The sequence below is a fragment of the Photorhabdus viridis genome (assembly GCF_040256935.1).
Lineage (GTDB): Bacteria > Pseudomonadota > Gammaproteobacteria > Enterobacterales > Enterobacteriaceae > Photorhabdus > Photorhabdus viridis.
In genome coordinates this window covers 1-24,789 of record NZ_JBEJZY010000029.1, presented here as the reverse complement: position 1 = coordinate 24,789, position 24,789 = coordinate 1, and the positions used below count along the sequence as shown (strand labels likewise).

General features: G+C 44.1%; 23 protein-coding genes, 1 tRNA gene and 1 pseudogene. 15 read left to right on the top strand and 10 right to left on the bottom strand.

Annotated elements, in window-relative coordinates; all coding sequences use genetic code 11:
- Positions 1-33: 33 nt before the first annotated feature.
- Positions 34-288 carry a sulfurtransferase TusA gene (gene tusA, locus ABR397_RS13725; protein WP_021324325.1) on the bottom strand — a complete coding sequence of 85 codons (255 nt, stop codon included), beginning with the start codon at positions 286-288 and terminating at the stop codon, positions 34-36.
- Positions 289-473: 185 nt separating this feature from the next.
- On the opposite strand from tusA, the gene ABR397_RS13720 reads away from it, so the two are divergent.
- The 4 genes from ABR397_RS13720 (at position 474) to glpQ (ending at position 5,485) form a co-directional block, all read left to right on the top strand.
- Positions 474-1,148 (top strand): 7-cyano-7-deazaguanine/7-aminomethyl-7-deazaguanine transporter, encoded by a 675-nt coding sequence (locus ABR397_RS13720; protein ID WP_350306226.1) that lies wholly within the window; start codon positions 474-476, stop codon positions 1,146-1,148.
- A gap of 248 nt (positions 1,149-1,396) precedes the next feature.
- Positions 1,397-2,497, top strand: a complete 1,101-nt coding sequence (locus ABR397_RS13715; RefSeq protein WP_350306225.1) for a glycerol dehydrogenase — start codon at positions 1,397-1,399, stop codon at positions 2,495-2,497.
- A gap of 380 nt (positions 2,498-2,877) precedes the next feature.
- A complete protein-coding gene (glpT, locus tag ABR397_RS13710) occupies positions 2,878-4,230 on the top strand; it encodes a glycerol-3-phosphate transporter (RefSeq protein WP_350306224.1) in 1,353 nt (450 codons plus the stop codon).
- 178 nt (positions 4,231-4,408) lie between these two features.
- Complete coding sequence (gene glpQ / locus ABR397_RS13705) at positions 4,409-5,485, top strand: glycerophosphodiester phosphodiesterase (protein ID WP_350306223.1); 1,077 nt, start codon at positions 4,409-4,411, stop codon at positions 5,483-5,485.
- A 37-nt stretch (positions 5,486-5,522) separates the two neighbouring features.
- On the opposite strand, the gene epmA is transcribed toward glpQ, so the two are convergent.
- Positions 5,523-6,500: an elongation factor P--(R)-beta-lysine ligase gene (gene epmA / locus ABR397_RS13700; protein WP_350306222.1), complete on the bottom strand. Its 978-nt coding sequence runs from the start codon at positions 6,498-6,500 to the stop codon at positions 5,523-5,525.
- Positions 6,501-7,513: 1,013 nt separating this feature from the next.
- Between epmA and frdA the strand changes: the two genes are divergently transcribed.
- The 4 genes from frdA to frdD are packed head-to-tail and all read left to right on the top strand — an operon-like array spanning position 7,514 to position 10,813.
- Entirely contained in the window at positions 7,514-9,304 is a 1,791-nt protein-coding gene (frdA, locus tag ABR397_RS13695; protein ID WP_350306221.1) for a fumarate reductase (quinol) flavoprotein subunit, read from the top strand.
- Entirely contained in the window at positions 9,297-10,031 is a 735-nt protein-coding gene (locus ABR397_RS13690; RefSeq protein ID WP_350306220.1) for a succinate dehydrogenase/fumarate reductase iron-sulfur subunit, read from the top strand. The genes frdA and ABR397_RS13690 overlap by 8 nt, the downstream gene beginning before the upstream one ends.
- Positions 10,032-10,047: 16 nt before the next feature.
- Positions 10,048-10,440 (top strand): fumarate reductase subunit FrdC, encoded by a 393-nt coding sequence (gene frdC, locus ABR397_RS13685; protein ID WP_350306219.1) that lies wholly within the window; start codon positions 10,048-10,050, stop codon positions 10,438-10,440.
- Between the two features lie 19 nt (positions 10,441-10,459).
- Positions 10,460-10,813: a fumarate reductase subunit FrdD gene (gene frdD / locus ABR397_RS13680; protein WP_350306218.1), complete on the top strand. Its 354-nt coding sequence runs from the start codon at positions 10,460-10,462 to the stop codon at positions 10,811-10,813.
- 123 nt (positions 10,814-10,936) lie between these two features.
- Here frdD and sugE read toward each other — a convergent pair whose 3' ends face one another.
- The gene (gene sugE, locus ABR397_RS13675; RefSeq protein ID WP_350306217.1) at positions 10,937-11,251 is read right to left on the bottom strand and encodes a quaternary ammonium compound efflux SMR transporter SugE; all 315 of its coding nucleotides are present in this window, start codon (positions 11,249-11,251) and stop codon (positions 10,937-10,939) included.
- A 232-nt stretch (positions 11,252-11,483) separates the two neighbouring features.
- The gene (efp, locus tag ABR397_RS13670) at positions 11,484-12,050 is read right to left on the bottom strand and encodes an elongation factor P (protein ID WP_021324340.1); all 567 of its coding nucleotides are present in this window, start codon (positions 12,048-12,050) and stop codon (positions 11,484-11,486) included.
- A gap of 39 nt (positions 12,051-12,089) precedes the next feature.
- Here efp and epmB point away from each other — a divergent pair, with 39 nt between their 5' ends.
- Entirely contained in the window at positions 12,090-13,118 is a 1,029-nt protein-coding gene (gene epmB / locus ABR397_RS13665) for an EF-P beta-lysylation protein EpmB (RefSeq protein WP_350306216.1), read from the top strand.
- Positions 13,119-13,176: 58 nt separating this feature from the next.
- On the opposite strand, the gene ABR397_RS13660 is transcribed toward epmB, so the two are convergent.
- From ABR397_RS13660 to ABR397_RS13640, 5 genes are all read right to left on the bottom strand, one after another.
- Positions 13,177-13,521 carry a DUF4156 domain-containing protein gene (locus ABR397_RS13660; RefSeq protein WP_350306215.1) on the bottom strand — a complete coding sequence of 115 codons (345 nt, stop codon included), beginning with the start codon at positions 13,519-13,521 and terminating at the stop codon, positions 13,177-13,179.
- 535 nt (positions 13,522-14,056) lie between these two features.
- The gene (locus tag ABR397_RS13655) at positions 14,057-14,938 is read right to left on the bottom strand and encodes a LysR family transcriptional regulator (protein WP_350306214.1); all 882 of its coding nucleotides are present in this window, start codon (positions 14,936-14,938) and stop codon (positions 14,057-14,059) included.
- A 563-nt stretch (positions 14,939-15,501) separates the two neighbouring features.
- Positions 15,502-17,148, bottom strand: a complete 1,647-nt coding sequence (gene groL, locus ABR397_RS13650) for a chaperonin GroEL (protein WP_350306213.1) — start codon at positions 17,146-17,148, stop codon at positions 15,502-15,504.
- Positions 17,149-17,197: 49 nt separating this feature from the next.
- Positions 17,198-17,491 carry a co-chaperone GroES gene (locus ABR397_RS13645; RefSeq protein WP_011148251.1) on the bottom strand — a complete coding sequence of 98 codons (294 nt, stop codon included), beginning with the start codon at positions 17,489-17,491 and terminating at the stop codon, positions 17,198-17,200.
- Between the two features lie 197 nt (positions 17,492-17,688).
- The gene (locus ABR397_RS13640) at positions 17,689-18,180 is read right to left on the bottom strand and encodes an FxsA family protein (protein WP_350306212.1); all 492 of its coding nucleotides are present in this window, start codon (positions 18,178-18,180) and stop codon (positions 17,689-17,691) included.
- A 377-nt stretch (positions 18,181-18,557) separates the two neighbouring features.
- Here ABR397_RS13640 and aspA point away from each other — a divergent pair, with 377 nt between their 5' ends.
- The 6 genes and pseudogenes from aspA to ABR397_RS13610 form a co-directional block, all read left to right on the top strand.
- The gene (gene aspA / locus ABR397_RS13635; RefSeq protein ID WP_350306211.1) at positions 18,558-19,982 is read left to right on the top strand and encodes an aspartate ammonia-lyase; all 1,425 of its coding nucleotides are present in this window, start codon (positions 18,558-18,560) and stop codon (positions 19,980-19,982) included.
- Between the two features lie 141 nt (positions 19,983-20,123).
- Positions 20,124-21,425, top strand: coding sequence for an anaerobic C4-dicarboxylate transporter (locus tag ABR397_RS13630; RefSeq protein WP_350306210.1), 1,302 nt, complete (start codon positions 20,124-20,126; stop codon positions 21,423-21,425).
- Positions 21,426-21,604: 179 nt separating this feature from the next.
- Positions 21,605-23,335 (top strand): protein-disulfide reductase DsbD, encoded by a 1,731-nt coding sequence (locus tag ABR397_RS13625; protein WP_350306209.1) that lies wholly within the window; start codon positions 21,605-21,607, stop codon positions 23,333-23,335.
- Between the two features lie 16 nt (positions 23,336-23,351).
- Positions 23,352-23,924, top strand: a complete 573-nt coding sequence (gene dicD / locus ABR397_RS13620) for a division control transcriptional repressor DicD (protein WP_350306208.1) — start codon at positions 23,352-23,354, stop codon at positions 23,922-23,924.
- A 128-nt stretch (positions 23,925-24,052) separates the two neighbouring features.
- Positions 24,053-24,128, top strand: a tRNA-Phe gene (locus ABR397_RS13615).
- A 153-nt stretch (positions 24,129-24,281) separates the two neighbouring features.
- Positions 24,282-24,395, top strand: a pseudogene (locus ABR397_RS13610) (Arm DNA-binding domain-containing protein); the annotation flags it as partial.
- Positions 24,396-24,432: 37 nt separating this feature from the next.
- Here ABR397_RS13610 and ABR397_RS13605 read toward each other — a convergent pair.
- Positions 24,433-24,789: RNA-guided endonuclease InsQ/TnpB family protein (locus tag ABR397_RS13605; RefSeq protein WP_350306207.1), on the bottom strand; the 357-nt coding region annotated here is incomplete at its 5' end.

The following is a 24,789-nucleotide window of genomic DNA, read 5'->3' as shown; positions in this document are numbered from 1 at the left end:
CGCATTTGTTTTAATGTGTCTATATAGGTACGTTCAGAGTTGACTCTCTTTTTTCCGCACCAGATAACGATAAGGTGTCTGTTCCGTTTCTTGCGCAACAAGCTGATGCTCCATAAAACGGCAAAAACCGGGAATATCACGTGTGGTTGCCGGATCATCAGCAAGAATTAATAACATCTGCCCAGCTTCCATATGACGTACGGTTTTCCGTACCATCATCACAGGCTCAGGACAACGAAGCCCTTGTGTATCAAGAGTCTTATCTGGATTGGCAAAAACATCTGGCATAACTATCTCTGTAATTTCAGGCAATTTATGCCTGTGGATTATATTATAAAAAAGCTATCAAAAATTAACTTTACAGGCAGATATTTTGATTTTTCAGGCAACAGACGTATCATACGAAGCACTGTCAGCTAAAGCGGCAGCTATTTCATTGGGTTCCCTCACCCCATTATCCAAAAAGGTACAATATGCTTTTATTCACCACGACTACGCGGCAGCGAGCTACTGCTTTGATTTGGCTTTCGTTATTTCATATCCTGATTATTATTTCCAGTAATTATCTGGTGCAATTACCTGTCTCTATTTTTGGTTTTCATACCACCTGGGGAGCTTTTACTTTCCCATTTATCTTTCTTGCAACAGATTTGACTGTTCGTATCTACGGCGCACCACTGGCAAGGCAAATCATTACTACTGTTATGATCCCTGCATTACTGATCTCTTATATTATTTCAGCTCTCTTCTTCCAAGGAGAATGGCAAAAGTTTACAGCGCTGTCTGAATTCAATCTATTTGTTGCCCGTATTGCTTGTGCCAGCTTTATGGCCTATTCACTTGGGCAAATACTGGATGTATACGTCTTTAACCGCCTGCGCCAAAAACGTAGCTGGTGGGTCGCTCCCGCTTCCGCTATGTTCTTTGGCAATCTGCTTGATACCTTAGTCTTCTTCTTTATCGCTTTCTACCACAGTACCGATGCCTTCATGGCCGCTCACTGGGTCGAGATTGGGGTAGTGGATTACTGTTTTAAGCTATTAATATGCTCGCTCTTTTTCCTGCCAGCTTACGGCATTTCACTGAACCTGATTCTGAAATATTTTTTCGCTTACCCGGCTGGCAATGCTCATATCCAGGTTCGCTGATTTTCATCTGCCCGGCAGATACCGGGCATAGATCAAAAAAATGCATATTTCCCGCAATAAAACGGGTATAACAACTTTATTTATCCATAATCAACCATTACTTTTTATCATACGGTGTTAGTCTGTTAAGTAATTAAGTACTTTTTTCATCCGAAGCCAATTTCCTAATCTGTCACATTCTGCTCCCTGTTTGTCAGGAAGATCTAGACGGCAAACAGACATTGAGTTTCCACAAAAGGAGTATTTTTATGCTGAAAGTTATTCAATCCCCAGCCAAATATATTCAGGGGCCTGATGCCCTGCATCATATTGGTAAATACACAAAAACCATCGCCGACCATGTTTTTGTTATTATCGGTAACTCTGCTATGAAATTAGTAGGAGATACTGTTCATAGCAGCCTGGAAGAATCTGATGTTACCAGCCATTTTGAAGTATTTGGCGGTGAATGTAGCCGTAATGAAATTCAGCGTCTGTCTGACATGCTTAAAAAGCACGAATGCCAAGCTGTTATTGGTATCGGTGGCGGTAAAGTACAAGATACTGCAAAAGCAGTTGCTCACGAATCCAAATTACCTATTCTGATTGCACCAACTATCGCCTCTACTAACGCCCCAACCAGTGCTCTCTCTGTTGTTTATACCGATGACGGCGAATATGAGGATTATCTGTTTTTCCCAAGCAACCCAGATATTGTACTGATTGATACCCGTATTATTGCTAAAGCCCCAACCCGCTTCCTGATTGCTGGAATTGGCGACGCTCTGGCAACTTACTTCGAAGCACGCGTCTGTCATGCCGGCCATAAGCCTAGAATGACAGGTGGTGGAATATCCCGCGTAGCGATGGCGCTTTCCCATCTCTGTTATGAAACTTTATTGGAAGAAGGCTATAAAGCAAAACTGGCTGTTGAGGTAGGAGTCAGTACACCCGCGGTAGAAAATGTTATCGAAGCCATTACTTATTTAAGCGGCCTGGGCTTTGAAAATACGGGTGTCGCTGGCGCTCATTCGGTACACAACGGCTTTACCGTATTGGAAGAATGCCACCATATGTATCACGGTGAAAAAGTCGCTTTCGGGGTCTTGGTTCAGCTAGTGCTGGAAAATAGCCCAAATGAAGAATTGGATACTTTACTTGATTTCTGCGTACAGGTCGGGCTACCGATTACGTTAGATCAACTTGGCGTAAAAGATGGTGAAAAACTGAAAGAGAAAGTGATGGCAGTGGCGACAGCCAGTTGTGCTGAAGGAGAAACCATTCACAACATGCCTTTTGAAGTGACACCGGAAAAAGTGTATTCCGCTATTCTTACTGCTGACCGGATGGGACGCGACTGGCTGTATTAAACCAGAAAAGAGTGGGGAAACTTCCCGCTCTTATTTTTTCTAAATAGAATATGCACAAAAACTGGGGTTTTTGTTTGATAAAGAACAAAAACGAACCAAAAACGCTCACCAACAATTAAGTAAAGCTCGTTATTGTGACGGTTGTCACAATTTCATTGGTAAAGTACGTTTTAAAAAGTTAACAAATCACTCAAAATCATCGCTAGGGCAAAACGATTTTAACAACTGAGTCTTGTCTCACAGATAGGTTGGGTTATTTCGACTATCATAATTTTCGTTATGGAAAATAATCAGTTATAAAACCTCTCACTTTTCCATCCGGTGGCATTAGTCAACCGGTGAGCTGTTCACATAACAAAAAAAGCCATCGGAGGCAAAATATGTTAAGTATTTTTAAGCCGGCGCTTCATAAGCCCCGACTGCCAGCAAAACAGATAGATCCAATCTATCGCCGCCTACGCTGGCAAATTTTTATGGGGATTTTCCTTGGTTATGCCGCTTACTATTTGGTAAGGAAGAACTTTGCGCTTGCAATGCCTTATCTGGTTGAACAAGGTTTTTCCAAAGGTGATCTTGGTTTCGCGCTATCAGGGATCTCTATCGCATACGGCTTCTCCAAATTCATCATGGGCTCCATATCCGACCGTTCTAACCCGCGAGTCTTTTTACCTGCTGGTCTGATTCTTGCGGCGGCTGTCATGCTGTTTATGGGCTTCGTACCCTGGGCAACTTCCAGTATCGCTGTTATGTTTGTGCTGCTGTTCATGTGTGGTTGGTTCCAGGGTATGGGTTGGCCTCCCTGCGGCCGCACTATGGTGCACTGGTGGTCACAGAAAGAACGTGGAGGGATCGTCTCCGTCTGGAACTGTGCGCATAATGTCGGCGGTGGTTTACCTCCATTGCTATTCCTGCTGGGCATGGCGTGGTTTAATGACTGGAAAGCCGCCCTTTATATGCCGGCTTTCGCCGCAATTCTCGTCGCACTGATCGCTTTTGCCTTAATGCGTGACACGCCACAATCCTGTGGCTTGCCATCAATTGAAGAGCATAAAAACGACTATCCATCTGATTACACAGAGAAAAACGAAGAAGAATTAACAGCTAAACAGATTTTCATGCAGTATGTATTACCGAACAAACTACTGTGGATGGTCGCTATGGCTAACGTGTTCGTTTATCTGCTGCGTTACGGTATTCTTGATTGGTCGCCAACCTATCTGCGTGAGGTCAAGCATTTCGCACTGGATAAATCTTCATGGGCTTACTTCCTGTACGAATATGCCGGTATCCCAGGTACGTTACTGTGTGGCTGGATGTCAGACAAAATATTTAAAGGTAACCGTGGTGCAACAGGCGTATTCTTTATGACCTTAGTCACTATTGCAACTGTCGTATTCTGGATGAACCCAGCCGGTAATCCAACTGTAGACATGGCTTGTATGTTGATTATCGGCTTCCTCATCTACGGCCCAGTTATGCTGACAGGTCTGCACGCTCTTGAGCTAGCACCGAAGAAAGCGGCTGGTACAGCCGCCGGCTTCACCGGCTTATTTGGTTACTTAGGCGGCTCCGTTGCGGCAAGTGCTATCGTCGGCTACACCGTTGACTTCTTCGGCTGGGACAGCGGTTTTATGGTGATGATTGGCGGTAGTATCCTGGCCGTTATTCTATTACTGATTGTCATGATCACAGAAAACAAACATAAACAGGAATTGGCCCGTCAGTATGGCTAATCATTGAAACTGTGATATATCACTAATAATATCAATTAAGCCGCGACATTATTTATGTTGCGGCTTTTTTCAATGTTTAAACTAAGAGACTATACCTGTAGGCGTTATTCATATAACAAGACAAACAGCTTAATAGAATTGATTTTTATCTCATCGCTAAAACGGAGAAAAAACACATATGCAAACTACAATCAAAGCAATGGTAGCGGGAGTAATCTTAGTCTCATCTATGTCAGGCATCGCGAAAACAACAGATAAGATTGTTATCGCTCATCGCGGCGCAAGCGGATATTTACCTGAACACACCCTGCCTGCTAAAGCTATGGCTTATGCCGAAGGTGCCGATTATCTGGAACAAGACCTGGTTATGACTAAAGATAACGAGCTGGTGGTATTACACGATCATTACCTTGATCGTGTGACTGACGTTGCGGATAAGTTTCCCGACCGAGCCCGTCAGGACGGACGCTACTATGCCATTGATTTTACCCTACATGAAATCAAATCACTGAAATTCACGGAAGGCTTTAATATTAAAAATGACCAGCAGGTACAAGATTATATCAACCGTTTCCCGATGTGGAAATCCGACTTTCGGATCCACACCTTTCAGGAAGAGATTGAATTCGTTCAAGGGTTGAATAAATCAACGGGTAAAAATATCGGCATCTACCCTGAAATCAAAGCCCCGTGGTTCCACCAGCAAGAAGGCAAAGATATTTCCACTCAGGTGCTGACGGTGTTAAAAGAATACGGTTACACCAAGAAAAGCGATAAAGTTTATTTGCAATGTTTTGATGCCAACGAACTCAAACGCATCAAAAACGAGCTGGAACCGAAATTAAGTATGGATCTGAAACTGATTCAGCTTATTGCCTATACCGACTGGCATGAAACCTATGAAAAGCATCCGGACGGCAAATGGGTAAATTACAGCTACGACTGGATGTTCAAACCGGATGCAATGAAAGAAGTGGCACAATATGCCGATGGCATTGGCCCTGACTACCATATGATTGTGTCGGAAGACTCCACACCAACCAATATTAAGTTAACCGGTATGGTGAAAGATGCTCACGCTAATAATATGGAAGTCCATCCATATTCCATTCGGGTTGATGCATTGCCTAAATATGCCACCACCGGCGATCAGCTTTTCAATATTATATATAACCAAGCGGGTGTAGACGGTGTATTTACCGATTTTCCTGATTTGGGTGTGAAATTCCTACAAAAACAGCATCAACATAAGTGAGATGACAGCAGGGCGCCTTAATCAGCGCCCTGTTGTTTTATGCCTTATTTACCGAAAAGGCAATAACATCACAGAGCCTTTCTTCGCCTAAAGCTAGCATCACCAGACGATCAACGCCAAGCGCCACACCTGCACACTCAGGTATCCCTTGTTTCAGAGCGCCAATCAAGTTTTCATCAATCGGCCGGACAGGTAAACCCAATTCCGCACGTTTACGGTTATCCTGTTCAAAACGCTGACGTTGTTCATCACCATCAGTGAGTTCACGGAAACCATTTGCCAGCTCAACACCTTTGAAATAGACTTCAAAACGCTCAGCAACCCGATGATCTTCTTTACTGATTTCCGCCAGAGAAGCTTGAGAAGCAGGAAAATGGTAGATAAAAGTTGGCTTTTCAGTACCAATATGCGGTTCAACACCGACGGCAAACAAAAGCTGCAACAAGATATCCCGATCTTCCTCTGTATCAGCAATATTGCTCAGATCCAGTTTAGCAGCTACTTCACGCAATTTTTCTTTCTCTGCGGACAACGGATCAATATCCAGATAACGCAAAAAAGCCTGCTGATAAGAGAGTGATTCTGCACTTTCACAGTCCAAAATCTGCTGAAGTAAATCATCAACCTCATTTATCAGACGATACATATCATAATGAGGCCGATACCATTCCAGCATGGTAAATTCAGGATTATGATAACGGCCTGCTTCTTCATTACGGAAGCAGCGGCTAATCTGATAAATAGGACCACTTCCCGCCGCCAGCAGGCGTTTCATGTGAAATTCCGCACTTGTCATCAGATATAGAGTCATGCCATCTGCGACGCCTGGACCAACAAACTCTGTCTGAAAAGAAAACAATTGAATATCAGTCACTGTAGACTTGCCCATCGCAGGCGTTTCAACTTCCAGTACACCGCGTTCTGCGAAAAAGCGCCGTATTTCTGCTAAAATAGCCGCCCGTTTCAACAAGTTGGCGATAGGTGCACTTGGCTGCCAGTTTGCTGTTTCGCTCATGTAAATGACTCCAAAATAAAACAAAACATGCAGTCTACCTGCATCACACATATCAGACAAATTATTACCGTCTGATCATCCCGGAACAACTTAACTTACCCTACCTCAAGACTACAATAAATTTGCTACAGCCGGATATATCATTATTAGCTATCTGCCGAAATATTACCGTCAAATAAATAGTAAAGCCGTGGTCTATTTTACTTAATCACGACAAAACCAATGCCAACCAAAATCACTATTTACTCGAACAATGTTATCAATTTAAATTAGCAAAAAACGTCTATATCGGTCTTATCCGGCTTAATATAATTAAGACCGCTTATATTAATCCGGCTCAGATATTTTCCATTATCTGCACGCAAGGCTATAACATTATCGTCGACATCCTCTACTGTAAATGTAGAATAAACATCAATATTAGAGCTCGCAGCTTCAATATAGCTGCCATTAGGCCGAGCAACCCGACTCAAATAGAGCCCATTATCTGCCTACAATGCGATAGTGTGATCTGGTAGTGCCATCATATCCTCCTGTTTAAATATATTTAATTTCTTAAATTAATTATTTATAGAATATTATTTAAATACCATCTCTATTCTCTATGGCTGAAAAAAATCCCCTTATTGAATATATACCATTATCACTAAACAATGAAATGTATTTTATCTTTATTCTGGATAATATAATCAATTATAATTTAATTCTCATTCACATTTATTAAATAACCATAGGTTATTATCATGTTTAAATTAAAAAATAATTAATTCCTGTCTCAGATCATGTTTTAGTAAGCAAATCTGACAAAACCCCCTTTCATATCAAATTTCCCTCACTTGCAATTCGCTATACTTAATACCACACAAAAAGTAGCAAATAACTATCCTCAATCGTTAAAGCACCGGATTTTACCTACAGAATCCTGCTATATGAGAAACAATAACAACAACATTCAGGAAAGTTACGACTCTTTTACTTACTGACTCATTTTACTTAAACAATGGAGAAGAACAGTGCAAACCTTTAATGCCGATCTCGTTATCATCGGAGCCGGGGGAGCGGGTCTACGTGCCGCAATTGCCGCAGCTGAGGCTAACCCTCAAATGAAGATTGCTTTGATCTCAAAAGTCTACCCAATGCGTAGCCACACGGTGGCAGCAGAAGGCGGATCAGCCGCAGTCACTCAAGCTCACGACTCCTATGATTTCCATTTCAATGACACTGTATCCGGTGGTGACTGGCTGTGTGAACAAGATGTTGTTGAATACTTTGTCGAACATTGCCCGACAGAAATGATCCAACTGGAGCAATGGGGCTGTCCATGGAGCCGTAGAGAAGATGGTTCCGTCAACGTGCGTCGTTTCGGGGGTATGAAGATAGAACGCACTTGGTTCGCTGCGGATAAAACTGGCTTCCACATGTTACATACGCTCTTCCAAACCTCCCTTAAGTACCCTCAAATTCAACGCTTCGATGAGCATTTTGTCCTCGATATTCTGGTGGATGAAGGGCATGCACGCGGTCTGGTTGCACTAAATATGATGGAAGGCGCCAAAATTCAGATCCGGGCTAATGCCGTTATTATGGCGACCGGTGGTGCAGGCCGTGTATACCGTTACAACACGAACGGCGGTATCGTAACAGGTGATGGTATGGGCATGGCATTCCGTCACGGCGTACCACTGCGTGATATGGAATTTGTTCAATATCATCCAACCGGCCTGCCGGGTTCCGGTATCCTAATGACAGAAGGTTGTCGTGGTGAAGGTGGAATTCTGGTCAACAAAGATGGCTACCGCTATTTACAAGATTATGGTCTCGGCCCTGAAACCCCGCTGGGCAAACCTGAAAACAAATATATGGAACTGGGTCCCCGTGACAAAGTTTCTCAGGCTTTTTGGCATGAATGGCGCGCTGGTCGTACTATTTCCACCCAACGTGGCGATGTGGTTTATCTAGATCTGCGCCATCTGGGTGAGAAGAAATTACTTGAGCGTCTGCCCTTTATCTGCGAACTGGCAAAAGCCTATGTTGGCGTTGATCCGATCAAAGAACCAATTCCGGTCCGTCCTACCGCACACTACACTATGGGCGGTATTGAAACTGACCAAAAATGTGAAACCCGCATTAGAGGTCTGTTCGCTGTCGGCGAATGTTCTTCTGTTGGTCTGCATGGTGCAAACCGTCTTGGTTCCAATTCTCTGGCTGAACTGGTGGTCTTCGGCCGTCTGGCTGGTGAAGAAGCAGTTAAATACGCTCAACAAGCCAAACCTGTCAAGAACCGCGCACTGGATGCCCAGGCAAATGATATAGCAACGTGTTTGAACAACTTGCTGAAACAGGAAGGAACAGAAAGTTGGTCGAAGATCCGTGATGAAATGGGTATCTCTATGGAAGAAGGCTGCGGCATCTACCGTACCCCTGAACTCATGCAGAAAACGGTTGATAAAATTGCTGAACTGAAAGATCGCTTCAAACACGTGAAGATCACTGATAACACCCATGTTTTCAACACTGATCTGCTGTACACCATTGAGCTTGGCTTTGGTCTGGATGTAGCCGAATGTATGATTCACTCTGCGATAAACCGTAAAGAGTCCCGTGGCGCACATCAGCGTCTGGATGAAGGTTGTACCGAACGTGATGATGAAAATTTCCTTAAACATACGCTGGCTTTCTATAACTCTGAAAGTGCGCCTCATCTGGAATACAGTGACGTAAAAATTACTAAGTCCACTCCAGCGAAACGCGTATACGGCGGTGAAGCCGCAGCACAAGAAAAAAAGGAGCAGGCGAATGGCTGATATGAAAACGCTGAGAATGGAGGTCATGCGTTACAACCCGGAGAATGATACTGAACCTCATTCCACAACCTATGAGGTTCCTTATGATGAACAGACCTCGTTGCTTGATGCGTTAGGTTACATTAAAGACAATCTGGCCCCCGACCTCTCTTACCGCTGGTCCTGCCGGATGGCTATCTGTGGCTCTTGCGGCATGATGGTTAACCGTGTGCCGAAACTGGCCTGTAAAACCTTCCTGCGTGACTATCCACAAGGTATGAAAGTTGAAGCGCTGGCTAACTTTCCTATTGAGCGTGACCTGGTAGTAGATATGACTCACTTTATTGAAAGCCTGGAAGCTATCAAACCATATATTATCGGGAATGGTCGTAAACCTTCTGAAGGCCCGAACATTCAAACTCCGGCACAGATGGCAAAATATCATCAGTTTTCTGGTTGTATCAACTGCGGCCTTTGCTATGCCGCTTGCCCCCAGTTCGGTTTGAATCCCGAGTTTATCGGACCAGCAGCAATTACTCTGGCTCACCGTTACAATCTTGACAACCGTGACAGCGGAAAGAAGGAACGTATGCCACAACTTAACAGCCAGAATGGGGTATGGAGCTGTACTTTCGTCGGCTATTGTTCTGAAGTCTGCCCAAAACATGTCGATCCGGCTGCCGCTATTCAACAAGGCAAGATCGAAAGTGCAAAAGACTTCATGATCGCCATGCTGAAACCACAATAAGGGGAGAAATAGCGCAATGACTACCAAACGTAAACCTTATGTTCGCAACATGGCCCCCAACTGGTGGCAGAAACTGGGCTTTTATCGCTTCTATATTCTGCGTGAAAGTACTGCGGTTACGACTGTGTGGTTCAGTATCTTGCTGATATACGGTGTATTCGCTCTAAAAGGTGGTACACAAAGTTGGGATGGATTTGTCACGTTCTTGCAAAACCCAGTTATTCTGCTGATTAACATCATCACTTTACTGGGTGCTCTGCTACACACCAAAACTTGGTTTGAACTGGCGCCAAAGGCAGCGAACATAGTGATAAAAGGTGAAAAAATGGGGCCTGAACCCGTGATCAAGCTGTTATGGGCCGTCACCATTATTGTCACCGCCATTATCTTAAGCATAGCCTTACTTTAACCCCAATAAGGAGGATCTGATGAATCAAATACCTAAACGTTCCGATGAACCAATTTTCTGGGGATTATTTGGTGCCGGAGGTATGTGGGGCGCAATTTTGGCTCCAGCCATTATCTTACTGGTAGCCATCCTTTTACCACTGGGAGTCGCACCGGAAGCGTTAAGCTATGAACGGATTCTGACTTTCTGTCAAAGCTTGATTGGTCGTGCTTTCTTATTACTAATGATTACTCTACCGCTATGGTGCGGTTTACACCGTATTCATCACGGTATGCATGACCTGAAAATCCATGTCACGGCAGGCAAGTGGGTTTTCTACGGCCTAGCAGCGATCCTGAGTATTGTCGCTATCATCGCTGTTTTCACCCTGTAATCAAGCAATAACGAGCTTAAGGCTATAAGGCCAGCGTACCGCTCACAGAAGGAGCGGCCATCTCATTAACCGCACTACCAACCCGTAAGACGCTATATTTAACCTTTGGAGTGCGGTTTAAAATTAACTAACCAGTTTCAGACCAATAATACCGGCAACAATCAGAACGAGGCTCAATACTCTGGCAAGGCTTGCTGACTCACCCAACACCATAATACCAAAAATAGCGGTACCTACTGCGCCTACCCCAGTCCACACGGCATAGGCTGTGCCTACTGGTAAGCCTTTCATGGCATAAGCGAGCATTCCTACACTAATAGCCATAGCACTGGCAGTAATAAGACTTGGCGTCAAGCGGGTAAAACCATGAGTGTATTTCAGGCCAACCGCCCAGATAACTTCAAATAAACCAGCGATAATAAGAATAAACCAGGACATATCAACGCCCATAGAGTTGTAGGGTCGTCCCCGGAAAACCGAAGTATATTCAGGTCGTCCCGAATAACTTATTAGAAATGAAAGCAGATTATAATCGTGTAAAATTGTGGTATCAATAGAATAATATCACAGCGATCTAAAGACAAAATAGCTTAATTGCCTTCCACATCAATTAAAGAAAAACCGCAGCCTGTTGCCCAGAACAGCGGTTTTTACAGAATACAACCAGCGGTTATTTTACACGGGAAACATATTCGCCAGAACGAGTATCCACTTTAATCACTTCACCGATTTGTACAAATAGAGGCACTTTTACCACAGCACCAGTGCTCAGAGTTGCTGGTTTACCACCTGTACCCGCGGTGTCACCTTTCAGACCCGGATCAGTCTCAATGATTTCCAGTTCAACAAAGTTTGGCGGCGTTACAGAGATAGGCTGACCATTCCACAGGGTCAGGATACACTCAGCCTGCTCAACCAACCATTTCGCATTCTCGCCAACCGCTTTCTCATCAGCAGCTAACTGCTCGAAGGTTTCGTTGTTCATAAAGTGCCAAAACTCACCATCGTTATACAGGTAAGTCAGGTTCATATCCATTACGTCTGCGGCATCTACAGAATCAGTAGACTTGAACGTTTTTTCCAATAGTTTGCCGGAAATCAGCTTACGAATACGAGTACGGGCAAATGCTTGGCCTTTGCCCGGCTTAACAAACTCACTCTCAATAACAGAGCATGGCTCGCCATCTAACATGATTTTAAGACCTGAACGGAATTCGTTGGTACTATAAGTAGCCATGGAGACCCTCTAATTTAAACAAAATGGCTTAGCCAAAAAATGGCGCATATTATAACCCCAAAGATCCTCATCAGAGAAGACTGGTTGAAACAACTTACAGATGTTATTACCGATCCTGACGAACTATTACAATTGTTGTCGTTACATGAACACCCGGGATTAACCAAAGGGAGTGGCGCTCGTCGCCTGTTTCCACTGCGAGTACCCAGAGCTTTTGCTGCCCGTATGCAAGCAAACGATCCTAATGATCCATTGCTACTTCAGGTCATAACGACACCAGAAGAATTTACGCTTACTCCTGGTTTTTCCACCGATCCTCTGGATGAACAACGAAGTGCCGTTCCCGGTTTATTGCATAAATACCGTAACCGCGCACTACTGCTGGTTAAAGGAGGATGCGCGGTTAACTGCCGCTACTGCTTCCGCCGTCATTTCCCATACGAGGATAACAAAGGTAATAAGCGCAACTGGCAGCAAGCGTTAAATTATATTCAACAGCATCCTGAACTTGATGAGATTATCTTCTCTGGCGGCGATCCGTTAATGGCAAAAGATCATGAACTGGACTGGTTGATCAGTAATCTAGAAAAGATTTCCCATATCAAACGACTACGTATTCACACCCGTTTGCCTGTGGTTATTCCTGCCCGGATCACAACAACGCTTTGCGATCGGCTGTCACAATCGAGATTACAAGTGATCATGGTGACGCATATCAATCATGCCAATGAGATCGACCCGCCCTTACGGAATAGTATGATGATGCTAAAACAAGCAGGCGTCACGTTACTAAACCAAAGTGTGCTATTACGCGGCATCAATAATCATTCGGATATTTTGGCTGATCTAAGCAATACTCTGTTTGATGCGGGTATTCTACCCTATTACATTCACGTACTAGATAAGGTACAAGGAGCCGCTCACTTTATGGTCAGTGATGAGGAAGCCAAAGGGCTTATCCGGGAATTACTGACAAAAGTTTCAGGTTACCTAGTGCCACGTCTGGCAAGGGAGATCGGCGGAGAACCGAGTAAGACGCCATTAGATTTGGGACTAAGGCAAAATTAACAGAAAATTCATGCCCGGATGCTTTCAGCCGGGCATATCATTCAAATCAAGAATGTAATTACTGACATTTATAGACTTGACCAATCATTTTACTGTCCAGTGGAACAAAGCTCGATAACAGGCTTTCACTTGGGCTGGTTACACCATAAATTACATTTCCGCCCATAGCTGCGGCTTTATTGCGTAAATCATTGGCCGCACCACGCATTGAACTGCTCTCATTACTTACACCAGTCATCCAGTTACTTTGAGTGCCTGCAACTTCACCTAATAGCTGGCACTCACTGCCTGGCTTAGTATCAACAAAACGAACCTGTGAACCGCCGGAAGTTAATTGATTTGTGGCTGTACACCCTGTTAACAGTAACAATGCTGAAGCACTGAGCAAAACTTTAATTCGCATGTCTTTCCCCATTTATCGTTGGAAATTTCACAACTAATCATCAATATACCTTGTTGTACACCAATATCGCAAAACAAATAATTTATAAAATCCCCCCTTCAGGTGAAGTATTTAGGCCAGAAACGCTCTGCACCGGTATGAAAACAGAAAAAATAAGTGATACCCGTTGTTCCATTAATAGTGTAAGCACAAAAATTTAATAAAAATGTTAAAAACAAACCATAAACTGTGTCAACTTAATTAACTCTATTTAATTTTTTATCGAGAAAGTATATGATATTACACCTTATGGAAATCCACCTATTAAAGGATTTAGATATTATATTCATCTAAATTTCACATGAATTTTATTATATTTAAATAATTACGAATTTTTTAATTACTACTCTAAGAGATTAAATATACAGCCGCTCGCAAACATGAAACATGAGCTAAAGAAGAACAGTCCCATTCAGTAGAAATATTGAAAATAGTATCCATTGACACCATAATAACACTCAACCAAGCATTTTCATGATGTCATCTTTAGCAATTATCACTCCCCATCACCAATGTGGATATTCTCTGTCAGATAGTCCAGAAATACTCGAACTCGTGATGGGAATTGGCGGCCTGGCCCAACAAAAACTGCATATATTTTTTCCTCATCACCAGGATTATAATTTTCAAGTACAGGTAGCAGCAGACCAGCCTGAATATCTGCATTCACATGGAAACGCGCCAGACGAGCTAAACCAAGTCCGGCTATCGCAGCTTTACGCATGGTTTCTCCATCACCGAGCAACAAATTTCCTGAAGGCAGTTGTTGCACCCGCTCTTCTGAATCGATGAAAGGCCAAGCTTTCACATGACGAGTAAAGCCAAAACCGAGCCGATTGTAGCGACCAAGGTCTCCAGGCGTAGAAGGTATCCCCATCCTTTCAAGGTATGAAGGAGCCCCTACCACAACCATTCGGCTTGAGCCTAACCGCCGCACTATAAGACGCGAGTCGTGCAGAGGACCAACGCGAATCGCCACATCACTGCGATCATCAAGTAAATCCACTACCAAGTCGCACAATGAGATGTCGAGTGTGATCTCTGGGTAACGTTGCAGAAAATCCGGCAGCAAAGGCATCAAGCAGTGTTTTCCAAACGCAACATGGCAATGCACGCGTATTCGTCCACGAGGCACCGCCCCCTGATTTGCTTCTTGTTCAGCGGCTACGATGTCCTCCAAAATCCTAATACTGCGCTCATAGAAAACAGAGCCCTCAGGTGTTAACTGAAGCTTACGTGTCGTTCTATTCAGCAACCGTACACCGAGCCGTATCTCTAGTCGATTGATAAGCTTACTGACTGCTGATGGCGTCATGCCGAGCTTGCGAGCAGCAGCAGAGAGGCTTCCCGACTCAATTACCTGAACGAATACAGCCATTTCTGTAGATCTATTGAATGTGTGCATAGATATTTGAATTTTTTTCCAAAATCCTATGAATAAATGAATTCTAGTCTAATAAGCTCATTTTTTCTAAAATTAAAGATATATTTTTACTACGACAACCCAGCAGCTTCAGTGTCTGCCCTTTCTAAAAGACGCCTAATTTTGGAGCTCACCACCGGGGATCGACCCGTTGAGTTTCCTCTTATAAGAGTTAGTTTTAGAAAAGAAGAAATTCTTTGCAAGAATCGGTAGATTATTGGCACCGGATATGGTGAGGAAAGCGGCTATTATCTGAATTTGGTATCTAATACAGAAGAAAAAGTATCAATACATCTGACACGGGACGGGTCACAAGAATTTACCGAGATCGTGGATTGCAACTTCGCAGCGGAAAAAATCGTTATTTGTCACAGCCAGTGACTTAATTTTGAGTTTGAATTGAAACACCACACAACTACTCATCTTGTGGCATGTTTTCTATAAAAGGGTGTGTGAGCAGGATTAACCTGCTCACACAAGACGTATAGCTACATCAAAGCAATGTGACTCTCGTCACATTACATCATGCCGCCCATACCGCCCATGCCACCCATACCGCCTGCTCCACCTAAATCAGCTTTGTCATCTTTAGGAAGGTCAGTCACCATACATTCAGTGGTGATCATCAGGCCAGCAATAGATGCTGCGAATTGCAGTGCAGAACGGGTTACTTTGGTTGGATCCAGAATACCCATTTCGATCATATTGCCATACTGTTCAGTAGTCGCGTTATAACCGTAGTTACCTTCACCTGCTTTCACGTTGTTTGCGATAACAGATGGCTCTTCACCTGCGTTGTCAACGATCTGACGCAAAGGTGCTTCCATTGCGCGCATCGCAACACGGATACCTACGTTTTGATCTTCGTTGTCGCCTTTCAGACCAGCAATAGAAGCAGCAACGCGAACCAGTGCAACACCACCACCAGCTACCACGCCTTCTTCCACTGCTGCGCGGGTTGCATGCAGAGCATCGTCAACACGGGCACGTTTTTCTTTCATCTCAACTTCTGTTGCAGCGCCCACTTTGATAACTGCAACGCCGCCAGCCAGTTTAGCCAAACGCTCTTGCAGTTTTTCGCGGTCGTAATCAGAAGTGGATTCTCCGATCTGCTGACGAATCTGAGAAACACGGCCATCAATTGCAACTTTTTCGCCAACGCCATCAATGATAGTTGTGGTATCTTTGTTGATAACGATACGTTTTGCCTGACCCAGATCTTCCAGAGTGGCTTTTTCCAGTTCCAGACCGATCTCCTCAGAGATAACGATACCGCTAGTCAGAACAGCGATATCCTGCAACATAGCTTTACGGCGGTCACCGAAGCCAGGCGCTTTAACCGCAGCAACTTTTACGATGCCACGCATAGTGTTAACAACCAGAGTTGCCAGTGCTTCGCCTTCAACATCTTCAGCAACAATCAGCAAAGGCTTGCTTGCCTTAGCTACGCCTTCCAGAACTGGTAACAGCTCACGGATATTGGAGATTTTTTTATCTACCAGAAGAACATATGGGTTTTCTAACTCAACAGAACCGTTTTCTGGTTTGTTGATGAAATACGGAGAGAGGTAGCCACGGTCGAACTGCATGCCTTCAACGACATCCAGTTCATCTTCCAGGCCTGTACCTTCTTCAACAGTGATTACACCTTCTTTACCGACTTTCTTCATCGCTTCTGCGATCAATTTACCCACAGTTTCGTCGGAATTAGCGGAGATAGTACCTACCTGAGCAATAGAGATGGAATCTGAACAAGGTTCGGACAGCTTTTTCAGTTCTGCAACTGCGGCAATCACTGCTTTATCAATACCGCGTTTCAGATCCATTGGGTTCATGCCAGCGGCTACGGCTTTCAGACCTTCAGTAACAATAGATTGAGCCAACACAGTTGCAGTAGTTGTACCGTCACCCGCAGCATCATTCGCTTTAGAGGCAACTTCTTTCACCATCTGAGCCCCCATGTTTTCGAACTTGTCTTCCAGTTCAATTTCACGGGCAACAGAAACACCGTCTTTAGTGATTGAAGGCGCACCAAAAGATTTATCCAAAACAACGTTACGGCCTTTAGGGCCCAAGGTTACTTTTACTGCATCAGCAAGAATATTCACACCACGTAACATCTTAACGCGAGCGTCGCTACCAAATTTTACGTCTTTAGCTGCCATTGTTTCTTTCCTTTAAATTCTTTCAGTTAAGAAGATCTAAGCGCAACAATTACGCTTCAACAATTGCCAGAATGTCGCTTTCAGACATGATCAACACTTCTTCGTTGTCGATCTTCTCTGACTTAACACCGTAACCATCGTTAAAAATAACAATATCTCCAACTTTCACACACAGTGCTTTTACGTCACCGCTTTCAAGGATGCGGCCATTGCCCACAGCCAAAACTTCACCACGAGTAGATTTACCCGCAGCAGTGCCAGTCAGCACAATACCGCCAGCAGATTTTGATTCAACTTCTTTACGCTTGACGATTACACGATCATGCAATGGACGAATATTCATTGATAGCTCTCCTATAAGAAAGTCCATATCAGGTAAGAGGATTGATACCAGTATGCTTTCATTAAACCAGTATCATAATAAATTAAATGGGGACTTATTTATGATACTTCAAGGGCAGGCAAAAAAATATTTTACTTTTTTCTTACCTACAGAAAAAAACCGATGATTTAACAAAACATTCAGAAGATAACCTCTTGTCAACGAGGGGGCTTATGCTCGTCATCATCAGGTTTGGCATCGTTCAATTTACGGGAGGGATCATCTTGCTTGCGCTCGTATTCCCCTTCAAAGGTATTATTATCCCGTCTGAACCCACCGCTATTATGAGGGCGATAGAAATTGATATGTGGCATCAGTTTCATCATTAATGTTTTTTGAACCGGCGGCAGTAACAGCAGCAAGCCCAGGAAATCAGTAAAAAAGCCAGGGCATAGTAATAGGAACCCCGCCAGCAAAAGAGAGACGCTTTTTACCATTTCTGCCGCCGGACTCTCCCCGGCTTCCAGCTTTTGCCGGATCTGGATAAAATTCTTTATTCCCTGATTACGTACCAGAGAAATACCGACACAAGAAGTAAACAGCACCAGTAACAGAGTTAACAACACACCTAATTCAGAGGCAACACGTACAAATAAGGTTGACTCAATGTAGACAAGCAAAAATATCAGGATCAATGGCAACCAACGCACTTGGTGCTCCTTCAATTGATTGGGATGAAAAGGTTGTATCCTGAATAAATCATATCAACAAAATCCAAGGAACAACCAAATTAACATTTTTTCAGTTTATTAGAGATTTGATTGGTGTCACAGCCATCGTTTTCAATCTTCTGAAAATCTTACTGATCAGGTCCATAATTGTGATCAATATCACATATATCAAATCACGTTAAACAAATACCACTATAAAGTGATCCAGCTTCAATGCATTTATTGCTAACCAGCATATGATCACGCCAGCAATCTGGTAATGAAGGGTTCGTATCATAACTATTGCTGTTGGCAACATAATTATTTAACAAACGCATAATTAGACAGTAAAAACGTAATCTAATAAGAAGGTTCTCATGTCAAACAACATTCGTATCGAAGAAGACCTGTTAGGTAAACGAGAAATCCCCGCTGAAGCCTATTACGGTATTCACACCTTACGTGCGATTGAAAACTTCTACATCAGTAACAACACCATTAATGATGTACCCGAATTTATCCGTGGCATGGTGATGGTAAAAAAAGCCGCCGCCTTAGCTAACAAGGAATTGCAAACCATTCCTAAAAAAATTGCGGATATCATTATCAAAGCCTGCGACGAAGTGCTCAATACTGGCAAATGTATAGACCAGTTCCCGGTTGACGTATTTCAAGGCGGCGCCGGTACTTCACTCAACATGAATACCAACGAAGTTCTGGCAAACATCGGTTTGGAATTGTTAGGCCATAAAAAAGGCGAATATGAACACCTAAACCCTAATGACCATCTGAATAAAAGCCAGTCAACCAACGACGCCTACCCAACCGGTTTCCGTATCGCAGTTTATAACTCCATCACGACACTGATCGAGTCTCTTGAACTGTTGATTGCCGGCTTCGATAAAAAATCCAAAGAATTTGATGACATTCTGAAAATGGGTCGCACCCAGTTACAGGACGCAGTTCCTATGACGCTGGGACAGGAATTCTACGCATTCTCAATCCTGCTGAAAGAAGAAGTTAAAAACCTGAATCGGACTTCTCAACTGTTGTTGGAAGTTAACCTTGGCGCTACTGCTATCGGCACCGGCCTGAACACCGCACCAGGTTATCAAAAATTGGCTGTTGAAAAACTGGCCGAGGTCACTGGTTTACCTTGCATACCCGCCGAGGACTTGATTGAAGCAACCTCCGACTGCGGCGCTTATGTTATGGTTCACGGCGCGCTGAAACGTCTGGCTGTTAAACTGTCTAAAATCTGTAATGATTTGCGTTTGCTCTCTTCCGGTCCTCGTGCCGGTCTGAACGAAATCAACCTGCCCGAGTTGCAGGCGGGTTCTTCTATCATGCCAGCAAAAGTTAACCCTGTTATTCCAGAAGTTGTGAATCAGGTTTGCTTCAAGGTTATCGGCAACGATATTTGTGTTACTATGGCATCCGAAGCTGGTCAGTTACAGTTAAACGTAATGGAACCCGCGATTGGTCAGGCCATGTTTGAATCTATCTCCCTATTAAGCAACGCTTGTCGCAACCTGGTAGAAAAATGCATTAACGGCATCACGGCGAACAAAGAAGTTTGCGAAAGCTTCGTATTCAACTCGATCGGTATCGTCACTTATCTGAACCCATTCATTGGTCACCACAATGGTGATATTGTCGGTAAGATCTGCGCTGAAACGGGTAAGAGTGTTCGTGAAGTTGTGCTGGAACGTGGCTTACTGACCGAAACTGAGCTGGATGATATCTTCTGTGTAGAAAACCTAAAACGCCCGGCTTATAAGGCAAAACGTTTTGAAGATTAAGTTGTTGAATATAATAAAAAATAGCTCTTAGCAATTAAGGCACGCAACTCCAACTGGATAGCGTGCCTTTTTACTTCCCTACATGCACAAAGTATTAACCTAAAATTTTCAAATTTTTAATTATTTCAAGGAGTAAATATTATGTTAGCCGTAGAATTGGTTATCGTTCTGCTGGCCATCTTCCTGGGTGCAAGATTGGGGGGGATCGGCATTGGATTTGCCGGTGGTCTTGGCGTTCTGGTGCTGTCAGCAATTGGTGTTAAACCGGGGCACATTCCATTCGATGTTATTTCCATCATTATGGCAGTTATCGCGGCAATCTCTGCCATGCAAGTTGCCGGTGGTCTGGACTATTTGGTTCAACAAACTGAAAAATTACTGCGTAAGAACCCAAAATACATCACAATCCTCGCACCTATCGTTACCTATTTCCTGACACTGTTTGCAGGTACAGGTAACATCTCTCTGTCAGCACTGCCAGTGATTGCTGAAGTTGCAAAAGAACAAGGCATTAAACCATGCCGTCCGCTTTCCACTGCGGTTGTCGCAGCCCAGATTGGCATCACCGCCTCGCCAATCTCCGCTGCGGTCGTTTATATGTCTTCTCTGATGGAAGGCCACGGCGTCAGCTATATTCATCTGCTGATGGTCCTGCTGCCATCCACTTTCGCGGCTATCGTTCTGATGTCTTTCATCGTCTCCTGGGTATTTAACTCCAAACTGTCGGATGATCCTGTTTATCTGAAACGTCTGGCAGACAACCTGGTGACTCTGCGTGGCAGCAAACAGATTGAAGTTAAACCAAGGGCTAAGGCTTCTGTTCTGTTGTTCTTAGCTGGCGTTATCAGTGTTGTTATTTACGCTATCATCAATAGCCCCAGTATCGGTCTGGTTGCAGAGCCACTAATGAACACCACTCACGCTATTCTTATCATTATGTTGAGTGTCGCAACTATCACTACGATGTCCTGCTCAGTTGATACTGACGCCATCCTGAATTCCAGTACCTTTAAAGCAGGAATGAGCGCATGTATCTGCATTCTGGGCGTTGCATGGCTAGGTGACACTTTTGTACAGGCGAATATTGATTGGATCAAAGACACTGCCGGCGGCTTAATCCAATCTCAACCCTGGTTGCTGGCAGTTATTTTCTTCTTCTGTTCCGCTCTGCTCTATTCACAGGCTGCAACAGCAAAAGCGCTGATGCCGATGGCTCTGGTTCTGAACGTCACACCACTGACGGCAATCGCTTCTTTCTCCGCAGTTTCCGGGTTGTTTATTCTGCCTACCTATCCAACCCTGGTTGCCGCAGTTCAGATGGATGACACCGGAACTACCCGTATCGGCCGTTTCGTCTTCAACCACCCGTTCTTTATTCCCGGCACCATCGGGGTTGCTCTAGCTGTCGCCTTTGGCTTCCTGTTCGGCGGTATGATCCTCTAATCTCGTCAATAACAACCTAATTCAGGGGAGTATACCGCCCCTGAATTCTTCCCCGAAATAGCGTTCTTTTCTCTGAAAGTTCTTGATTATTGTCTTAATCTTAACCAGAACACTTTCTGGTCTGACAGCCTTCGGTTATAGTGCTGAATATTTTTATTCTATTAGCGATCATTAACCTTATGATTAAACGTACTCTGATATTGTTTTTACTGCTTTGCAGTACAATGTTTACCCCACTGGCAGCGAATGCGCTGTTTGAACAACCGGGGCAAAACCTGTATTTGCCGGCAGATCAGGCATTCATGTTTGATTTTCAGCAAAAAGGCGACAAACTGACACTAAATTGGCAGATCAAACCGGGTTATTACCTTTACCGCAAACAACTTCGTATTGAGCCACAACAGGCCACACTAGGTAAAATTACGTTGCCACAAGGTACGGCTCATCAGGATGAATTTTTCGGTGAAACTGAAGTCTATTTCCAACAACTCGCGGTCAATATTCCTATTACAGAGGCGAATGATAAATCCAATATCGTCGTCACTTATCAGGGCTGTGCTGCGGCAGGATACTGCTACCCACCGGAAACCCGCCTTGTTCCATTAAGTACGGTTATCCCATCAAAAACAGCTAACGGAGTACCCACCGAACCTGTTCAGAAAGCGCCAGAAAGCGCATCAAATGACCAACAAGATTTACCTTTCTCACCACTTTGGGCGCTTTTGATTGGCATTGGTATCGCCTTTACACCTTGTGTACTACCGATGTATACATTAATTTCCGGCATTATTCTTGGTAGCCAGCACCCTAAAAACCTGAAACAGATCTTCTGGTTGGCACTAAGCTATGTTCAGGGAATGGCAATCACCTACACCTTACTTGGATTGATTGTCGCGGCTGCGGGTTTACAATTTCAGGCCGCACTGCAACATCCGTATGTGCTGATTGGTTTGTCGATCCTGTTTATTCTACTGGCGCTGTCGATGTTCGGCCTTTATTCCCTGCAACTGCCTTCCTCTGTTCAGACTCGCCTGGTCAATTGGAGTAACCAGCAAAAAAGTGGCTCATTCTTTGGTGTATTCGCTATGGGTGCATTAGCGGGATTAATTTGTTCCCCTTGTACTACCGCGCCTTTAAGCGCCATTCTGCTTTACATTGCCCAAAGTGGTAATACAGTGGCAGGGGGCGTAACCCTTTATCTTTATGCTTTGGGAATGGGATTACCACTTATTGCCGTTACCCTGTTTGGTCATAAACTCCTGCCACGCAGCGGTCCATGGATGCAATATGTCAAAGAAGCTTTTGGCTTCATTATTCTTGCACTGCCTGTTTTCCTGCTGGAAAGAGTTATTGGTGATGTATGGGGAATACGGTTATGGAGCCTGCTGGCGGTCAGTTTCCTGGGATGGGGATTTGCACTGACGCTCAGAAGCCAAAATGGCTGGATGAGAGTCATGCAACTGATATTGTTAGTTCTGATGCTGATAGCCACCCGCCCATTGCAGGATTGGTTTTGGGGCACGGCAGCAGTTACACAACAATCGCAACACAGCCTCAATTTCCGCCAGATAAATAACTGGCAAGAATTGGAACACCTAATGGCGCAAAACAATCATAAAACCCTTATGCTTGATTTCTATGCTGACTGGTGTACCGCTTGTAAAGAATTTGAAAAATATACTTTCAGCGATCTACAGGTTCAATCACAACTACGTGATACCTTGCTGCTACAGGCAAATGTCACAAATAACAGCCCACAGCAAAAACAACTTTTAGAAAAACTGAATGTTCGGGGATTACCGACTATTCTGTTTTTTGATTCTCAAGGAAAAGAGATCCCCGATTCACGGGTAAATGGTTTTATGAACGCAGCCCGTTTTAACGAACACTTGCAACATCTGCAAAAATGATCTGAAGGAGAACATCGTGCAACGAGAACAAGTTCTTAGTCATGTCTTAAACTTGCTGGAGCAACATGGCTTATCCGCTACAACTGAGATGCTCCTTGGTTCACTTAACATGGATATGGAATATCTAAAGCAGTTCTGGCCCGATCGGGAAGCACTGCTTTATGACAGCCTGCGTTATCACGGTCAACAGATCGAAGTCTGGCAACGACAGATGTTATTGGATGAAAACCTGACACCAGAGCAAAAGCTACTGGCTCGTTATGCAGCGCTTGGTGAAAAAGTAAAAGAGAAACGCTACCCTGGCTGCCTGTTTATCGCGGCCTGTAGTGCATTCCCTGAATCTGACCATCCAATCCATCAATTAGCTGAATTGCAAAAACAGAGTTCTTCCCATTACACCACCGAGCTACTACATCAACTGGATATCGAAGATTGCGAACTGATTACCAAACAGATGGAACTGATTCTGGAAGGTTGCCTGAGTAAGCTACTGATCAAACGGGATATTGATGATATCGCAACGGCAAAACTGCTGGCAGAAGATATTTTGGCTATCGCCAAATGCCGAAAAAATGGTGCATTAAGCTAATAAAAATCATCCCAAGATGAATAACCACACAAATTTGGGGCAAAAAGTCAGCAATCAATCGTCTTTTATCATTTTTTATCAGAAAGGCATTGACGACTTAGGCTGAATACGGTTTAATTCGCCCCGTTGCCCGGATAGCTCAGTCGGTAGAGCAGAGGATTGAAAATCCTCGTGTCGGTGGTTCGATTCCGCCTCCGGGCACCACTTCAACTTCCAGTGAAGTCCAGCCCAGTAAAACGATTTCTCTCAAACCCAGCAAAATCAACACTCTTTCTTATTTTTAGGTCTAGTTTCGTCTGTTGCAATCAAAATGCAGCGAAGGGCATAATTCGGGGCACCTACCATTCGATTACAGAAATGCCCTTAAAACTCGCCGATGGCGGCGGTCTTTGTTTAGAAGTTTCACCGCCCGGCTCAAAATACTGGCGAATGAAGGATTACCGCCCCACCGATAAGAAAGAAGACCGTGTGACTGCTCCCCGCCGTAAACGGCGAGGCTTCCCACTTCTCAGGCCGCAACCGTCTGTGTGACGGATTTACGCTGGCCTCCATGGGCAGAAACGACGAGTCCCGCCGTCTGTAATTCCAGTATGCCCTTGCGCCGGATGTTGAGCGCCGCATTGATATCTCGGTCATGCTCAACGCCACATTCAGGACATGGCCAGATGCGCTTATGTAACGGCATTTCCGGCATTTTATGACCGCAACAATGGCAGGTTTTCGAACTAGCGAACCATTGATCCAGCTTCACCAGATGAACGCCTTTTTCTGCTGCCTTGTATTCCAGTTTTGTGATGAATCCATACCAGCCAGCGTCACTGATAGCGCGAGCCAGCCTGGGGTTTTTCATCATATTTGCTGTTTT

Bases quoted from the DNA above. Each gene is read 5' to 3' on its own strand.
- ABR397_RS13660 (WP_350306215.1), bottom strand. From the start codon at position 13,521: ATGCGAATTAAAGTTTTGCTCAGTGCTTCAGCATTGTTACTGTTAACA.
- ABR397_RS13715 (WP_350306225.1), top strand. From the start codon at position 1,397: ATGCTGAAAGTTATTCAATCCCCAGCCAAATATATTCAGGGGCCTGAT.
- tusA (WP_021324325.1), bottom strand. From the start codon at position 288: ATGCCAGATGTTTTTGCCAATCCAGATAAGACTCTTGATACACAAGGG.
- sugE (WP_350306217.1), bottom strand. From the start codon at position 11,251: ATGTCCTGGTTTATTCTTATTATCGCTGGTTTATTTGAAGTTATCTGG.
- glpQ (WP_350306223.1), top strand. From the start codon at position 4,409: ATGCAAACTACAATCAAAGCAATGGTAGCGGGAGTAATCTTAGTCTCA.
- ABR397_RS13720 (WP_350306226.1), top strand. From the start codon at position 474: ATGCTTTTATTCACCACGACTACGCGGCAGCGAGCTACTGCTTTGATT.
- epmB (WP_350306216.1), top strand. From the start codon at position 12,090: ATGGCGCATATTATAACCCCAAAGATCCTCATCAGAGAAGACTGGTTG.
- aspA (WP_350306211.1), top strand. From the start codon at position 18,558: ATGTCAAACAACATTCGTATCGAAGAAGACCTGTTAGGTAAACGAGAA.
- efp (WP_021324340.1), bottom strand. From the start codon at position 12,050: ATGGCTACTTATAGTACCAACGAATTCCGTTCAGGTCTTAAAATCATG.
- frdC (WP_350306219.1), top strand. From the start codon at position 10,048: ATGACTACCAAACGTAAACCTTATGTTCGCAACATGGCCCCCAACTGG.
- groL (WP_350306213.1), bottom strand. From the start codon at position 17,148: ATGGCAGCTAAAGACGTAAAATTTGGTAGCGACGCTCGCGTTAAGATG.
- glpT (WP_350306224.1), top strand. From the start codon at position 2,878: ATGTTAAGTATTTTTAAGCCGGCGCTTCATAAGCCCCGACTGCCAGCA.
- ABR397_RS13655 (WP_350306214.1), bottom strand. From the start codon at position 14,938: ATGGCTGTATTCGTTCAGGTAATTGAGTCGGGAAGCCTCTCTGCTGCT.
- ABR397_RS13630 (WP_350306210.1), top strand. From the start codon at position 20,124: ATGTTAGCCGTAGAATTGGTTATCGTTCTGCTGGCCATCTTCCTGGGT.
- ABR397_RS13690 (WP_350306220.1), top strand. From the start codon at position 9,297: ATGGCTGATATGAAAACGCTGAGAATGGAGGTCATGCGTTACAACCCG.
- ABR397_RS13625 (WP_350306209.1), top strand. From the start codon at position 21,605: ATGATTAAACGTACTCTGATATTGTTTTTACTGCTTTGCAGTACAATG.
- epmA (WP_350306222.1), bottom strand. From the start codon at position 6,500: ATGAGCGAAACAGCAAACTGGCAGCCAAGTGCACCTATCGCCAACTTG.
- ABR397_RS13645 (WP_011148251.1), bottom strand. From the start codon at position 17,491: ATGAATATTCGTCCATTGCATGATCGTGTAATCGTCAAGCGTAAAGAA.
- frdD (WP_350306218.1), top strand. From the start codon at position 10,460: ATGAATCAAATACCTAAACGTTCCGATGAACCAATTTTCTGGGGATTA.